Genomic DNA, 15,074 nt, shown 5'->3' on the forward strand with positions numbered 1-15,074 from the left:
GTTATGAAATACTTTTTAAATATCCTTCCATCTCATCAAAAAATTGATTTTTCCCTATGCCTGTCAACAAAGGCACTCCGGACATGACTTTAATATCCCCTACGTTTCTCACGGATTCCAAAGAAGTAGTGGAAACAATGATCGTCGGTTTGACGTTGTCGATCAGCCCGGACATCTCATTTACTCCGCAGGTCCTGACCTCAACATTTACCCCCCGGTCTGCCATTCCCTGCCGGATGGATGTTGCCACGTGAGAAGAAGTTGCAATACCGCTGCCGCAGGCAGACAAAATCTTAAATGCTCTTGCCATAATTTATTTCTCCTTTCTTTCAACGGTTAACAGCTTTTGCTTATTTCCGTATACTCTAAGATCTCTGCTATTTTTTCGGGCTTCTCTTCTTTTTCCAGCCTCTCCATCGCCTCCTTATCAGAAAATATTGATATGATCTTCTGCAGCAGTTCCAGCTGCTGCTCTGTCTTCTGTAGTACCAGATTAAAAATGAAGCGCACAGGCACAGTGTTCCGATCATTGACCATCTCATGAAATTCTACCGGTTTCTGAAGCTTAGCCACCGCGATACACGGTTTTATCACATGATCCGGCTCCGTATGAGGCAGCGCCACCGCAAACGGTTTCGTACAAAGTCCGGTGGGAAATTTCCGTTCCCTTTCCAAAAGCATATCCAGATATCCTTCTTCCACATATCCTTCTTTTTCTAAATGTCCTGCCAGCTGTCTCAAGGCATCCTGGGAGTCCTCCGCGTCCACATTACATAGAATCAGCTTTGGGCAAATCAACTCTTTTAAATCCATATGCTTTCTTTCCTTTCTCTACAAAATCGGCAGCCTGTCTTTAAATTGGGCCAAATTTTTGGAATCCAGCAGCCGCTTTACCAGTCCTTCATCATCCACCAGACGCACAGTCAAATCAAAAAAGCTGTTCAGATATTTCATATCTTCCTTTTTAACCGCCAGCATGAAGATCAACTGTGCCTCACCGCTGCCCCATGGAATGGGGCGGTCCAGAATCCCCACGCTGATGACCGTTTTTTTTGCGCATGCTTCGATCGGATGAGGCATTGCGATCTTATTTCCAAAGATCGTAGAAGCCACCTGCTCCCGTTCCATTGTTTTTACAGCAAAATCTCTCTCGGCAAATCCCAGCTTTATAAGACTTTCAGACATAGCTTTGATGACTTCTCCCGGTGTTTCCGTCCTCATATGATAAAAAAATAACTCCTCGTGAAAATAATCCTTGATACTTTTTGGCAGCTGGTCGTACATCATTTCTTTTCTCATATGCTGCAGCCATTTGTTGATCTCCCTCTGGTCCTTTTCATTCAGCAGCGGTGAAATTTGTATTTTCGGCACATGAATATTTTTGAGTACCTGCTTTGACTCTGTTGTTATCACAAAGGTCGGCTTGAGTTTCTCTATCTCATGGACTGCATAGATGGAAAACGGGCCTTCAATGTTGCAGTTATCCCCATAGATTGCTTTCATCCTTGTTGTCATAAGCCTGCTTGTCCCATAATTCATCCCGGTCACCACCGCGATCGTGAAATCCTTAGGAGATTTTTTCCGTTCCAAACGCTCCACAGCACTTCCCAGATACGTGGCCACATATCCCAGCTCATTCTCATTCAGCCTCACACCGAATACGTCGTAAAAACGTTCATATAAGAACAAGGACATATCAAAAACAAAAGGATACTCTGTCTTCAGCAGCATGAGCACTGGATTGGTGCTCTCTGGCTCCATATTGATCCGTTTCAGGGTATATCTGATATGGGTCACCAGTCCATCTTTCAACTCCTGGTCGTCAGTTAAGTCCAGATGAAATTTATTTTTGATATCTTTTAACAGTTCATTTACCACATATTCATAATGAGACTGCTCCGGTTTGGGAATAGGCCTGGCTTCTGATTCATTTCCGATCAGGCGGAAAAGAGAAAGCTGGACAGCCAGATCTACTAGTTCTTCCTCATTGAATACAGTTGAAAATTCGATTCGTACTTTCTCGGCAATCGTTTCAGACAATGCCCAGTTAATGTCCTCAGGAGCCATAAGATCCTTGGTCTTATTTTGGAATTCATAACCCATATGGATCCTGGAAAGCTTGATCGACAGATAAATGACCAAGTGCAGAATATCCTCCGCTGTCATAGAAATCTCCTTGTCTGTCAATGATTTCAAAACACAGTTCATCATTTTTTCCGGCACATTGGTCCCAAAATAATCATTATAATTCTCGATCATTAGATAATCTGGATCTGTGCGGTCTACTACAAGTTCTTTTAAGAGAAATCTCCTTGTCTCTTCCTCACCTGACGTCCATATCTTTCTTCCGGTTCTTTTTATGTACATTGGTGTCGTCCGGCTCTCAAGCATAGCTTTGATCTTAAAAATCCCGCTTTCCAGCGTTGTCCGGCTGACAAACATCTCCTCTTCCAGCTCGTCCACATCCTCTGGATTTTCTTCATCTGCCTGAAGGAGTCTGATGCCAAGGATCCGCATACGTTCCTGCGGTGTTAACGGAATGTCCGTGCCGTCCCATAGCAAAGACTCCAGTTCTCCCAGTCTCTCTCCCCGGAGCCGGTACCCCTCTTGTCTGGAAGATTCAATATAACAGCTGACCGATTTCAGCCACACATTGATGGCTGCAATATCTGTCCGGATTGTCCTAGGAGTTACCTCCATCTCTTCTGCAAGCTTCCTGCCTTTTACCCATCCGTCCAAGGCCATAAGCTTTTTTAAGATCTTCTTTTGTCTCATTGGCAATCCCATCATTCCTATCATCCTCTCATTATGATTTCTCTAATCTTATCACCTCAGTTCCGATCATCCTTCAGGTATGTTTTTCCATTGCCTTATCTATTGTCCTGCTTATTCTAAGCCCAGTTTTTTTACAGCCCGGTCATGCATGATTTTATAACCTTCCTCTGGGATAGGCTCCATATTTCCTGCCGTATAAGTGTAATACGCGATCTGTGAGTTCTCCTCCACGTATTCCGCGATGCTCATAGCCTGAGACACATTTCTGCCTGCTGCGATCAGTCCATGATTCTTTAACAGGCAGACCACATTGTGTTCTCCCATGGCTTTTACCGCCGCTTTGGCAATCTCTTCAGATCCCGGGATCTCAAACGGTGCTACCTTCACCGGCGAATACGGTGCGGAGGCCGCCGCAACTGCCGGAAGTTCCTCCACCAGGATGGACATGGCGGTTGCAAAAGGTGAATGAGTATGGACAACCGCTTCCATTTTCTCTTTATGCTGATAGATCATCCGGTGCATCGGAGCCTCCGTGGAAGGTTTGCACTCCCCTTCTGTCCATTCCCCAGTAGAAAGATTGATCACCGGTACCATGTCCGGGCTGATCTCCTCATACGGTATCCCGCTGGGCGTGATAACCATAACGCCCTCTTCCCTGCAGGCGATGGAAACATTGCCCGACGTTCCGTGAATCAATTTCTTTTCGCTGCACTGAATGGCAGCTTTGATAACCTCTACCTTCGCTTTCTCTTTCTCCATAGCTTCCTCCTATTGATCAGTGTTATAAATCACAGCGGATCTCATTTTTGATCACATCTCCCCCTGCGTGGGATTCAAGTGCCTCCAGACACTGTTCCAGAGGATACGTATGATTTACAAAGAGCTCCTCATTAATTACGCCTCTCTCAATAAGCCTAAACGCCTGTTCTTCCAGCTTTGGTGTCGTGTGGTAGACCCCTTTCACCGTCAGCTGAGAATAGTGGAGCAGCGTTGTATCTATGTTGATGCTGCTGCCTCCTTTGCAACCGCCAAACTCCAGCACGGTGCCCGCTTTTCTCACCATATAAAGATTTTTCTCCCATACTTCCGGAACACCCGTGGCATCGATGGCAATGTCTGCCCCTCTTCCATAAGGAGTCAGCCCTTTGACTGCGTCCACCACATCCTCTGTCTCAGAAATGTCAATGACTGCGTCAGCTCCAAGTTCTCTGGCCACAGCAAGGCGTTTTTGATTTTTATCCGTGCTGATCACATAGGCCCCCCGAAGCTTGGCAAGCTTTGTCATCATAAGACCCAGGGGGCCGGCCCCATTGATGACCACAGTGTCCGTCAACTGAATATCGGCCTCAGTAATCCCGTGAACTGCACTTCCAAGAGGTTCCAGTAAAGCAGCGGATCTAAAAGATATTTGATCTGGGATGTGGAACACATTTTCTTTTACAATAGGTGCAGGTAGGAGACGGTACTCGGCCCAGGCACTTTTTACCATGGTCAGGTTTTCACACATGCTGTGCTCTCCAATCTTACAGTAATAGCAATGGTTGCACGGAGCAGAATTATGAGGAGCGATTCGGTCCCCTGCTTTAAAATCTGTCACTCCCTCTCCTACTTTTGCAACGATTCCAGCGCTCTCGTGGCCAAAGATCAGCTTCTGCCCTTCCTTAAACTTCGGATATCCCCGCTTATATTGTTTTAAGTCTGTACCGCAGGTCAGCGCCGAAATATTCTTCATCAGTATTTCCCCGGGCCCTGGCTTGGGGGTCTCCACGTCTTCCATTCTCAGATCATTTGGTGCATAATAAACTGCCGCTCTCATCTGCTTCTCCTCCTTTTTGGCTTCACTGTTACTCTTATCTTGTCTCAAGAATACCATGGGGCTTTAAATGTCCTCAACCGGACTATTTCCCATCAGTTAGGAAAACGAATAAAGTTCGATTTGACGTAGTCAAATAGTTTCTTCACGCATTTGTGTGCATAGTGCCCGTAGGGCTTTTTTGTTCCATAGGGAGGTTCGGAGAACTTTCCTATGGAACAAAAAAAGAACTAATCCCCCCTTATCTTCTAAGGGAGAACCAGTTCTTTACTGTCTCATTTTAATTTTCATACAATTTTATAAATTCGATAAATTTTGTTCTTGGAATAGGTCTGGAATAATAGTATCCCTGTATATAATCTGCCCCACACCACTTGATTTTCTCCAGGGTCTTCTCATCTTCCACCCCTTCGGCCACCACCACCAGATGCTTAATCTTTGCCAGCTGTATGACGGTCTTTAGAAATTCCATCTGTTGTCTGCCCTGATTTACCTGGTTGACCAGCTTCATATCCAATTTCAGTGTATCGAGAGCCAGCGAGGAGAGATAAAGGATGCTGCTATACCCAGTACCGAAGTCATCCAGTGCAACCTTGATCCCTGCATTCTTCAGATTGGATAGCACTGCCGCGGTCTCATCAATATTTTGTATCAGGATACTCTCTGTCACCTCCATGGAGATCTTTCCGGGATCTACCTGCTGCTCCTCCAGATACCTGAGGATTTTTTTGTCATAATCCTTTCCGGCCAGCTGCTGAACGGAGGCATTGATATGCAGGTTTCCAATATGGTTCGGCACTGCTTCCAACATCTTTAATGTGACACACGCTTCTTTTAAAATATAATCTCCGATCTCATCCATCATACTGAAACGCTCTGCCACCTCCACAACTCTCTGTGGCGGAAAGTAGTTCCCCTGTTCATTCTTAAGCCTCAGCAGCATTTCAGCTGAATGAATCTCCTCCTTAAACGGATCAATGATCGGCTGATACCACATTTCCAATGTTCCGTCTCTTAGGCTCTTCCTGAGCATGGCTGCAATCTTCTCTTCTTCTCTCACTTCCTCTGTGAGCCTTTTGCTGTATATGACAACATTCTTCTGCGGAACCGATGTCTTGGCGTACCTGGCTGCGCTCTGTACCTTTTCCAGCAGTTCAGCTGCTTCTTTTCCGTGCTCCGGATAGCTGCAGGCCCCCATATAATAATTCACATCCAACTCAATCCCATGAAGGACAAAGCTTCCGCAGATTCTGTTATAAATATTCTCAGCAGTGACACCCAGGGTATACTGGCAAGGGATCAGGCCAAGAAATATATCTCCACTAATGCGGTACAAATGCCTTCCAAAGATCTTTGATAGTTTCTGGGCAACAGACATCAAAATCCTGTCCCCGATCTCCACAGAAAAGATTTCATTATACCGGCTGAAATTTTTCAGGTCGATCATAAATACATAAAACCTTTCATCAGGGAAATCTGAGATTCGTAAATTCATGTCCACAAGTGCTTTTGCCCGGTTGCCAACCTTAAGAACCGGATCTATGTACGCTGCCTGCTCAATCTTAGCCCTGTAATTGTTAAATGCAGAGGCCAGGCGGTCAAGCTCTTTGTCTCCCTGAGGCTCGAAGGCAGCCGTCTCATCCCCCTCCGCCATCCGTCCGCATATATCGATCATTTCACTGACTGGTTTTGTAAGCCTTCGAGAAAATAAAAGCAGCATGGCAATCAATATGAGCAACAGCCCGATAGAGATCATCCCTTGAGCCACTGTATACGGAGTGATCGTCTCCACCATGTCATTTGCGCTGATGGACAGGATAAATGCGAACGGAAACTCCTCATTTATATATACACTGGCCAGCATATTTTCCCCGTCGCTGCTCTTGTAAGTGAAGATATGGTTATTGCGTTTCAAAACTTCTTCCGCAGTCTTGATAAATTTCTTCCTGGAATCAATCTGGGAACCCACTTTGATCTTTCCTTCTTTGTCATTATAATAGACCATCTCCCAGGAGGGCAGGCGCACGAGATACCCTTCCCTGTCTTTCATATCATTAGGCAGCGCCAGCATTTTATAGGTATAGATTAAATGCAGATATCCACTTGGCTTTTCGTCTTTTCCTTTCACCTGTGACGATATGATGATCAAAGGCATATTTCCATCGTCACAGATGGTGATCCGGTAGGCCTTGCGGCTCTCTTTCAATTGCTTGGTATCTACTTCTTTTTTGACCAGCTGGTTGCATAATTTCATGTTCTGTCCTGAGAGATAAAAGTTCCCTTTTGTATCCTGCAGGCTGATCCCGTAAAAGTCCTGATCCTGGCCTACGGACTTCCATATGTCAGTCTCCGCCTTCTGTCCGTACTCCTGCTCTCCTGTGCTGAGCAGCCTTAAGATGTTTTCCTCTTTACTGATAAATAAAGCATTTTTTCCCCGGGTCCTGATACTCTTTTCAATCTCCCCGCTGACCATCTCAATCTGCTGCTCCAAACCGTTTATGTATGCTTTTTTATTGGCCGTATAGCTGGTATACACTGACACAAAAAGAATCACAGCAAAAACAACAACACATACAGCCATAGCTGAACGGTTGTACTTCTGAACCCTCGTGCGGTCCTTATTTTTTACTTTCTTTCTCATTTCCGTCATTCGTACTCCCACCATATAATTCGCTGTATCTACAGAAGCTTCATTTTTTCAAGAAGCTCTTCTCCTACCGATTTTTGTCCTTTTTCACAATAAAAAAGGTTCCTGACCCTTTGTCTGTCTTCTGCAAACATATCAGTTCCGGAGAAAACCTGCCTCATCCCTTCCATCAGTTCATCAAACGTTTCGGCTTTGATTCCAGGCGTCACCTTCTCATATGGAAAATACATCTCTCTGTCTTTTTCAATATAACTGTCGTAGTCAAAATCATAGAAAATAACAGGCCGGTCCAACAGTAAATAATCAATGTAAGTGCTCGAATAATCCGTGACCAGCAAGTCTGTTCCCATCAAAAGTTCTTGGATATCCAAGGATTCCCTCGTCATATCCAAAATGTTGGAATAGCCGGACAGATCAAGTTCTTCCTGGAAATGATAGAAATGCCTACGTATAATAAACAGTATATGATTGTCACGGCAGAATTCATCCAATCTTTTTAAATCAAAATTCTCCTTTAGAGGAAAAGGTATCCTTCCCTCCAGACGATGGGTGGGAGCGTACAGAACCACTTTGTGCCCCTCTAGACGTTCCTTCAGCTTTTTATTTACCGGAAAAATCTGATCCCTGTCATAAAATATATCATTCCTCGGCTGCCCATAGGTCAAAATCTGCTCTGGCGGACGGCGGAAAGCACTTCTATAGATTTTGGCAAATGTATCACTGGTAGCCACCACATATTCTCTTCCCAGGGGAAACTGCTGTATGCTCCTGCGAATCTTCTGTCCCCTGCTGTCCCAGTTCTTCCCCTTTGTATCATCATAGCCAATCTTTTTTAGTGGAACTCCATGCCATACATTTAAGAAAATCGCTCTCCCCAAAAACGTGTGATTCAGATCACTGATCCCGTTGCACATCACCGCATATTTTGCTCTCAGCTGGCAGAGGATACCCTTTCCACTGGAAAACAGATATGCCTCATATCCAAGCCCTCTCACTTCCCTGACAACCTCAGGATTTTTTGTGATCCAGACCGGACGGATTCCTTTCATCTGGTTTGCCTCAATAAAAAGATATTTTGGATTATCGGCAAACTGCTGCCCCAGCCATGCCCCGAACACCCAGATCTTCCTGCTTCTGGGTGCCAGGCATGACAAGTACATGACCATATATTTTAATATAAGTTTTATGCCACTTTTCATTTTATCTTAACCCCACAGCCACTGCATCAGTTTCCGTATATTCCCTTCCTTGAGTACCTGGTGATTCTTGTAGAAAAACAATCTGCGCATCTTCCCTTTATAATACAGGTTCCCGTAAGTATTCAACAGATTATAGTCATCCAGGCCTTTTATCTCTTCCCCATAGGTTTCAACAAATCCCTGGATCTGTTCCATGGACTTGATCATCTGTTTCCGGTAGGACTCCTTACCTTCTTTCAGCCTCTGCATCAAAAATACCGGATTCTTGGAATTCTTTGCCCCTACAGAATTATTACCATGCTGCCTGTAATACATAGTTGGTTCATTGACAAAACCAATCCTTCCGAAAATTTTTGCGATCAGCGCCGCCCAGTAGTCATGCATCAGGATCTTTCCCATAGGCAGCGGCTGCAAAAAATACTTCTGAAGAGCCCGGTTGATCATAGCGGTGCAGCCGGTAACAGAATTTTGTACGATCAGCTGATTTAACGCAATTCTTTTGGGAATGTTGGCATATTGGAAAAAGGACTCAGCGATCATCTCCAGATTTTCGTCCACTACAGACAGGTCCGTATGCACGAGGATCGGTGTTTCCTTTCCGTACCGTTCCTCCAGAGCCTCCATTTTTTTTAATGTCTCATAGATCTTATCTCTTTTCCAAACATCATCCTGATCACAGAACATAAAATATGGACCGTGGGCATTTCTCAGAAGATTGATAAAGTTGTTTTTGGCGCCTCCGGCAGCCGGTTCATTTTTTAAGATCTTCACCTGGTCCGGATAACGTGTCTTAAAGTCCTCCAAGATGCCCAGAGTCCCGTCACAGGATCCGTCATCGCCTGTGACAAGTCTCCAGTTTCCATATGTCTGGGAAGCAATGGATTCTAATTGAGCCTTCAAATAATCCTCTCCATTATAAGTTGCTAATAGAATTGTAACCATAGCCCTGCCCTCCTACTCCTTCAGGAAAAATAAAGAATCATCTCTTTTATCCTTTGCAAATAAATGATAGTACTGAACCATCCAGTACTGTTTTAAATCCTCCGGCAGATCGTCCAAAGTGTCAATTGTGTGCAGCTGCCTATTGGCATCCATATACACATGGGATGTGACGACCGGATACTTTTTGTGCAGTTTTAGCAAGTACTTTTCATATGGTGTCTCATCCAGGTTCAAAGTATTCACAAGGAAGGCTCCCAGATAATTAGGGCTGATATCATTGACTGTCTGTTCTTTAATGTCGTAGTTAGCCCAAATGACAAACGGTACCTTTTGTTTTCTCTGTGCACTGCCATTGTTTACTTTATTATAGAATTCAACATCCAGGCTTGGCTGGTGGTCTCCGAACATGACGATCACTGTGGGTTCTTTTACCTTTTCAAAATAACGGACCAAGTATTCAAAGGCAGAGTCTGATTCTTTCACAAGACTGAGATAACGGTCTGCAATCTCATCGCCTTTTCCGTCGGTGATATGAATCTTTTGGTTAAAATTCGTATATCCTTTGTCATATCCCCCATGATTCTGCACAGTCACATTAAACATATAATAAGGAGTACTGTCCTTTTCTTTTGCCTTCTCATACTCTTCAATCACTTTTTTGTAGTTTTCTTTATCAGAGATAAATCTTCTCAGCATCTCCGGTTCTTTAAAGTCCACATCGGAAAGGAAATCGCTGAATCCTAGCAGCGGATACACAACCTCCCTGTTATAGCCGCTGGCCAGATATGCTGTTCCTTCAAAGTGGTGGTAAGGCTTCCCAGCTCATCCTTTACCTGATACTGGTATGCTACAGATCCCCCCGGAAGAAACGCCATGGAACTGCCCGTCAGAAACTCAAACTCAGAGTTGGCTGTCTGACCTCCAAAGCTTGACATGTACATGTTTCCTTTGATTGTATTTTTCTTCAGGCTGTGATAGAACGGCATATAATCCTGATTGGTCTTAAAATCTCCGAGAACCGACAGATCAGAGAAGGACTCATTCATGACTGCAATGACATTCGGAGTCTGTTTTGTCGTCTTTTTCCCGGATACATTGATATTCCGGTTCTCCTCCTCAGCCTTTTTCACATAAGGCTTCATGATCTGCTCCACTTTTTCCTCCGAGTAGCCTTCCGGCTTTTCTGCCACTAAGAACTTAAGGCTGGCTGTAAAAATCGCCGCATAGCCGTTTCTCTTACAGCTCACAGATGGGTTAAACAGCTTGATCTTGATCCCCCATTCCCTCAGACGCTGGGTATTGCTGAACACACTGATATTCACCAGCAGCATTCCCGCAAATACCGCTGCCGGTATCAATCTCTGTTTCTTTTTCAGCCCTTTTCCTGCCTTCAGCCGGAATAAAACGATCAGAAATCCAAGGATCAGGACTCCATTCCACAGAATCGCCGTGTTGATGCTGTACTCATAACCTGCTGCCACATTGGCAGCTGTCCGGATCGAAGTAAAATCAATTGGCATGAGATCAATTCCCCGGAAAGAAACTACAAAGTAATTAGCCAGCCCCAGCAAAGACACTGTAATGATCGTCAGAAAAGAAGCAATCTTTGTCCGGTTCGTGATCAAAAAGAAAAATGCCAGCAAAAGAATATAGACCAGCAGATTGACGCTGCTCTTAAAAACACCAAGATTCCGTATACTGGTCTGATTAAACCGTTCCAGCAGAACAAACGCCAGCACCGGCGTAACAGCAAACATAGCCCTGCTCAGGTAAAGATTCCATTTTTCATTGAACTTATTTGGGATCCACAGAAGAACCGCCAACATCAAGATTGCTCCCAGGAGCATACAAAACTTGATGATATTAAACCCATAATAATGCATAGTGAGATCCGGTCTCCTGGCTGTGATGTTCTGTTCTTTTGGCATATCGACGGCTTTTAAGCTGAGATTATAGCTCTCACCCTTTTTAAGCTTTTTATTCACATCGTAGACCGTTCCCTGAATCCCTCTGGCATAGATCCCTTTTCTCATCTCAGAGGCTGGAAAATCTTTCTTCCACACACTTTTCCCGGATGAATCTTTGATCTCAGCCTGGACATGTCCCTGAGCCGTGTCCCCTTTCGGGTTCAGATAGGTCATCTCAAAATACTTCAGTTCTCTCTGTGCTGCCGTAAACTCTAGCTTCTTCTCCCAGCCGTCACAAACTACTTCCGTCTCCGGCGAGTCAATCTTGTACGCCTTAAATATATCTCCCTGAAAAATCTTGTACTGGAATGCCGCAAAAATAAAGTATAGTATAATGACAGCCAATCCGATCCATTGGAAGATATGCTTCTTCTTCTCGTTTTTTCTCGTTAACATGCTGTTAAACCTTTCATATAGATAAAAAAGAAGAGTTTCCTCTTCTTTTTTATTGTCCTGTAATCTTTTTCACGATCTTATCTGCCGCTTTTCCATCATCCCTGCAGTTAAATTTCTCGTGATAAGCATCGTATTTGTCTTTCCACTGTACTGGATCATAAGTGAGGATGTCTTCGATCAGCTGGTCCGTATCCCTTGAAATAGGCCCCGGTACTTCATTGACAAAATCAAAATAGAATCCTCTTAAATTATCTTTATAATCCTCCAGATCATAGGCAAAGAAAAACATCGGACGTCTTAAAATACTGTAATCAAACATTACAGAAGAATAGTCCGTGATAAGAAGGTCAGACACCAGATAAAGCCATGCAATATCCTTTGTCTCATCAAACGTGTAGACAAATCCCTTGTATGGGCTCCAGTCAATGGACTCTGAGACGAGATAATGGTATTTTACGATAAATACATACTCATCTCCCAGTGCTTCTCTGGCCTTATCAAAATCCAGCTTTGATGCAAACTTATATTTACCTTTAGAGTGGAACTCATTGTCTCTCCATGTAGGAGCATATAAGATAATCTTCTTATCCAGAGGAAGACCCAGCTTCTGCCTCATTTTCTGAATGGCTTCCGTATTGTCATCGTTGATCAAAATATCATTTCTTGGATATCCGATTTCCAGGATAGGTTTATCTTCAAAAGCAAAACAACTTTTAAATATCTCCGTGGAAAACGGATTCTGTGAGATGAGATAATCCCAAAGAGCCGTGGCCCTGCGAAATTTATTATGGTAGCCTTCGATATTCTGGCTTCCGCCCATATCCATCTTATCCATGTCCAGAGCAAGTTTTTTAAGGGGTGTTCCATGCCATGTCTGAATATACATACAGGAATCTTTTTTCCTCATATACATAGGCTGCCGGCTGTCAAATACCCAGACTCCGGCCCTCATCAGATACCAGAAATATGGAACATAATTATTTCTTATTTTTTTGCAGCGGCCCGGGATCTCGATCGTGGTATCAAACAAGAACCAGACTAGAGTATACTCTTTATCCAGCCCCTGACGCACCATCTCTTCATATATATATCTTGGATTTCCAGAATAATTTCTTCCGTTGCTGCTTTGAAATAGTATAATTTTTTTGCTCGTAGGTATTGCATAGGTAAATTTTTTATACAGCTTTGTTATTATTTTCTTTATTTTTTGTTTCATGGTTCTTATATCCTTATAAATTTGCGCTGATCTCTTTGAGATAAGCGGCAACCTGATCATGTAATTCCGGGCGTTCTAAGGCGAAGTCTATTGTTGCTTTAATAAAACCAAACTTATCACCCACATCATAACGGATACCCTCAAAGTCATATGCATAAACTGCCTGTGTATCGATCAGCCGGCAGATAGCATCTGTCAACTGGATCTCCCCGCCTGCACCGGCTCCCTGGCTTTCCAGCAGTTCAAAAATCTCTGGAGTCAAGACATACCGTCCAAGCACAGCCATACGGCTCGGGGCATCTTTCTGCTTTGGTTTCTCCACCATATTATCAAGCTTTACAGCTCGTCCGTCTGCAGGAACATTTTTATTTGGAGCCACAATTCCATACTTGCTCACTTGATCCTCTGCCACTGTCTGCACACCTACAACTGATGCGTGATGTTTGTTGTACGCTCCTACAAGCTGCCCAAGAGCTGGCTGTCCGCCTTTATTGATCACCACATCATCCCCGAGAAGAACCGCGAATGGTTCATTTCCAATAAATGATTTTGCACACAGTACGGCATGTCCCAGGCCTTTTGGCTCCTTCTGACGCACATAATAAATGTTAGCCAGATTTGAAATATCATTGATCATCTTCACCTGTTCCATTTTCCCTGATTCTGCCAGGCGTTCCTCAAGCTCATATGCCTTATCAAAATGATTTTCCATGCAATGTTTATTTGAGTTTGTAATGATCAAAATTTCCTCTATTCCGCTGGCTACGGCCTCTTCAACAATATATTGAACCGTAGGCACATCGACAATCGGCAACATTTCTTTCGGAATCGCTTTGGTTGCCGGCAAAAACCTTGTTCCCAGTCCTGCTGCAGGTATTACAGCCTTTCTCACCTTTTGTGTGTTCATACAAAACCTCCTGTGCACCTTTTCATTTACTCAGTATCTTCTGCTTTGCTTTTTCCCCCTAAACCTAAATCTTGTTTAATTTTCGTGGTAGAGATTCCCTCAGTTCTCGGAAGATATACAACATCACAGTACTCCTTTAAGAAATCAAATTTACCTTCCCAGTCGTTTCCCATGACAAAAGTATCCACATGATATTCCTGGACATCAGATACTTTCTGCTCCCAATTGTTTTCCGGAATCACAAGATCCACATAACGGATCGCTTCCAGAAGTTTCTTCCTTTCTTCATAGCTAAAATAGCATTTTTTCTGTTTTTCATCCCAGTTGAACTCATCGGTAGAAAGAACTACTATTAAATAGTCTCCTAATTCTTTTGCTCTTCTTAATAAGTTAATATGCCCCGCATGCAGCAAATCATAAGTCCCATAAGTTATAACCTTTTTCATTGTGTACCTCCATGTGTTTTACTTTGTTTTCTCATCATATATTGCACTTACTTCATCTATGCCGCCTTCCGCAATGATCCTTCCCTGTTCCAAAAGAATTGCTTTGTTGCACAGCCGCTGTACCTGTTCCAATGAATGTGAGACAAATAGTACTGTTACTCCTTTGTCAAACATACTCATGATTTTGGCCTCACTCTTTTTACGGAATTTTGCATCCCCAACTGACAAGACCTCATCTAAGATTAAGATATCTGGTTCAACTAAAGTCGCAACCGAGAATCCTAGTCTTGACTTCATGCCTGATGAATAGTTTTTGACCGGTACATCGATAAACTTTCCAAGCTCAGAAAATTCAATGATCTCATCTAATTTATCATCAAGGAACTTCTTTGAAAAGCCTAGAACTGCCCCATAGAGATATATGTTCTCCCGCCCGGTATACTGCAGGTCAAAACCAGCTCCCAATTCCAAAAGAGGTGCTATCTTTCCTTTTGTCATAACAGTTCCTTCTGTGGCTTTCAGTACTCCCGCTATTACCTTCAGCAGAGTACTTTTGCCCGCACCGTTCAAACCTAGGATCCCCAGCCGGTCTCCCTTATTTAAAGAGAAATTAATATCTTTCAAAGCCCAGAATTCATTATATGAAATCTGCCTTTTTAACAACTTGATCACATAATCCTTCAGATCGTCAACTTTTTCCTGACTCAGATTAAATTTCATGCCGACGTTTTCTACTTTTAATACTTCTTTTTTCTTTGCCATGACA

At 43.5% G+C, this 15,074-nt stretch carries 14 protein-coding genes; all 14 read right to left on the reverse strand.

From position 1 onward, the window contains the following. Nucleotide 1 precedes the first annotated feature (1 nt). Entirely contained in the window at nucleotides 2–310 is a 309-nt protein-coding gene (locus AR1Y2_RS14200; RefSeq protein ID WP_137329563.1) for a PTS sugar transporter subunit IIB, read from the reverse strand. A gap of 26 nt (nucleotides 311–336) precedes the next feature. Next, on the reverse strand, nucleotides 337–813 hold the full coding sequence (locus AR1Y2_RS14205) for a PTS sugar transporter subunit IIA (RefSeq protein ID WP_137329564.1): 477 nt from the start codon (nucleotides 811–813) through the stop codon (nucleotides 337–339). Between the two features lie 18 nt (nucleotides 814–831). Then, on the reverse strand, nucleotides 832–2,790 hold the full coding sequence (locus AR1Y2_RS14210; RefSeq protein WP_243118764.1) for a BglG family transcription antiterminator: 1,959 nt from the start codon (nucleotides 2,788–2,790) through the stop codon (nucleotides 832–834). 96 nt (nucleotides 2,791–2,886) lie between these two features. Continuing rightward, complete coding sequence (locus AR1Y2_RS14215) at nucleotides 2,887–3,534, reverse strand: class II aldolase/adducin family protein (protein WP_137329566.1); 648 nt, start codon at nucleotides 3,532–3,534, stop codon at nucleotides 2,887–2,889. 22 nt (nucleotides 3,535–3,556) lie between these two features. After that, nucleotides 3,557–4,591, reverse strand: a complete 1,035-nt coding sequence (locus tag AR1Y2_RS14220; RefSeq protein ID WP_207670568.1) for a zinc-dependent alcohol dehydrogenase — start codon at nucleotides 4,589–4,591, stop codon at nucleotides 3,557–3,559. Between the two features lie 277 nt (nucleotides 4,592–4,868). Beyond that, on the reverse strand, nucleotides 4,869–7,238 hold the full coding sequence (locus AR1Y2_RS14225) for a bifunctional diguanylate cyclase/phosphodiesterase (RefSeq protein ID WP_175403667.1): 2,370 nt from the start codon (nucleotides 7,236–7,238) through the stop codon (nucleotides 4,869–4,871). Between the two features lie 29 nt (nucleotides 7,239–7,267). Further along, entirely contained in the window at nucleotides 7,268–8,434 is a 1,167-nt protein-coding gene (locus AR1Y2_RS14230) for a CDP-glycerol glycerophosphotransferase family protein (RefSeq protein WP_137329569.1), read from the reverse strand. A 6-nt stretch (nucleotides 8,435–8,440) separates the two neighbouring features. Next, complete coding sequence (locus AR1Y2_RS14235) at nucleotides 8,441–9,376, reverse strand: glycosyltransferase family 2 protein (RefSeq protein WP_137329570.1); 936 nt, start codon at nucleotides 9,374–9,376, stop codon at nucleotides 8,441–8,443. A gap of 12 nt (nucleotides 9,377–9,388) precedes the next feature. Continuing rightward, nucleotides 9,389–10,132 (reverse strand): LTA synthase family protein, encoded by a 744-nt coding sequence (locus AR1Y2_RS14240; protein WP_175403668.1) that lies wholly within the window; start codon nucleotides 10,130–10,132, stop codon nucleotides 9,389–9,391. Beyond that, entirely contained in the window at nucleotides 10,117–11,739 is a 1,623-nt protein-coding gene (locus AR1Y2_RS14245) for an LTA synthase family protein (protein ID WP_137329572.1), read from the reverse strand. Before AR1Y2_RS14245 ends, AR1Y2_RS14240 begins: the two co-directional genes overlap by 16 nt. Nucleotides 11,740–11,788: 49 nt before the next feature. Then, entirely contained in the window at nucleotides 11,789–12,955 is a 1,167-nt protein-coding gene (locus AR1Y2_RS14250) for a CDP-glycerol glycerophosphotransferase family protein (protein ID WP_137329573.1), read from the reverse strand. A gap of 13 nt (nucleotides 12,956–12,968) precedes the next feature. Beyond that, nucleotides 12,969–13,862, reverse strand: a complete 894-nt coding sequence (gene galU / locus AR1Y2_RS14255; RefSeq protein WP_137329574.1) for a UTP--glucose-1-phosphate uridylyltransferase GalU — start codon at nucleotides 13,860–13,862, stop codon at nucleotides 12,969–12,971. Nucleotides 13,863–13,888: 26 nt separating this feature from the next. Continuing rightward, a complete protein-coding gene (tagD, locus tag AR1Y2_RS14260; protein ID WP_137329575.1) occupies nucleotides 13,889–14,308 on the reverse strand; it encodes a glycerol-3-phosphate cytidylyltransferase in 420 nt (139 codons plus the stop codon). An 18-nt stretch (nucleotides 14,309–14,326) separates the two neighbouring features. Continuing rightward, nucleotides 14,327–15,070 (reverse strand): ABC transporter ATP-binding protein, encoded by a 744-nt coding sequence (locus AR1Y2_RS14265; protein ID WP_137329576.1) that lies wholly within the window; start codon nucleotides 15,068–15,070, stop codon nucleotides 14,327–14,329. Between the last annotated feature and the right edge of the window lie 4 nt (nucleotides 15,071–15,074).

This window comes from Anaerostipes rhamnosivorans (assembly GCF_005280655.1).
In the GTDB taxonomy this organism is placed as follows: domain Bacteria; phylum Bacillota; class Clostridia; order Lachnospirales; family Lachnospiraceae; genus Anaerostipes; species Anaerostipes rhamnosivorans.

What these genes read in the sequence shown, in the direction of transcription:
- AR1Y2_RS14230 (WP_137329569.1), bottom strand. Translation starts at nt 8,434, where the DNA reads ATGAAAAGTGGCATAAAACTTATATTAAAATATATGGTCATGTACTTG.
- AR1Y2_RS14225 (WP_175403667.1), bottom strand. Translation starts at nt 7,238, where the DNA reads ATGACGGAAATGAGAAAGAAAGTAAAAAATAAGGACCGCACGAGGGTT.
- AR1Y2_RS14250 (WP_137329573.1), bottom strand. Translation starts at nt 12,955, where the DNA reads ATGAAACAAAAAATAAAGAAAATAATAACAAAGCTGTATAAAAAATTT.
- tagD (WP_137329575.1), bottom strand. Translation starts at nt 14,308, where the DNA reads ATGAAAAAGGTTATAACTTATGGGACTTATGATTTGCTGCATGCGGGG.
- AR1Y2_RS14210 (WP_243118764.1), bottom strand. Translation starts at nt 2,790, where the DNA reads ATGATGGGATTGCCAATGAGACAAAAGAAGATCTTAAAAAAGCTTATG.
- AR1Y2_RS14245 (WP_137329572.1), bottom strand. Translation starts at nt 11,739, where the DNA reads ATGTTAACGAGAAAAAACGAGAAGAAGAAGCATATCTTCCAATGGATC.
- AR1Y2_RS14265 (WP_137329576.1), bottom strand. Translation starts at nt 15,070, where the DNA reads ATGGCAAAGAAAAAAGAAGTATTAAAAGTAGAAAACGTCGGCATGAAA.
- AR1Y2_RS14215 (WP_137329566.1), bottom strand. Translation starts at nt 3,534, where the DNA reads ATGGAGAAAGAGAAAGCGAAGGTAGAGGTTATCAAAGCTGCCATTCAG.
- galU (WP_137329574.1), bottom strand. Translation starts at nt 13,862, where the DNA reads ATGAACACACAAAAGGTGAGAAAGGCTGTAATACCTGCAGCAGGACTG.
- AR1Y2_RS14200 (WP_137329563.1), bottom strand. Translation starts at nt 310, where the DNA reads ATGGCAAGAGCATTTAAGATTTTGTCTGCCTGCGGCAGCGGTATTGCA.
- AR1Y2_RS14235 (WP_137329570.1), bottom strand. Translation starts at nt 9,376, where the DNA reads ATGGTTACAATTCTATTAGCAACTTATAATGGAGAGGATTATTTGAAG.
- AR1Y2_RS14220 (WP_207670568.1), bottom strand. Translation starts at nt 4,591, where the DNA reads ATGAGAGCGGCAGTTTATTATGCACCAAATGATCTGAGAATGGAAGAC.
- AR1Y2_RS14205 (WP_137329564.1), bottom strand. Translation starts at nt 813, where the DNA reads ATGGATTTAAAAGAGTTGATTTGCCCAAAGCTGATTCTATGTAATGTG.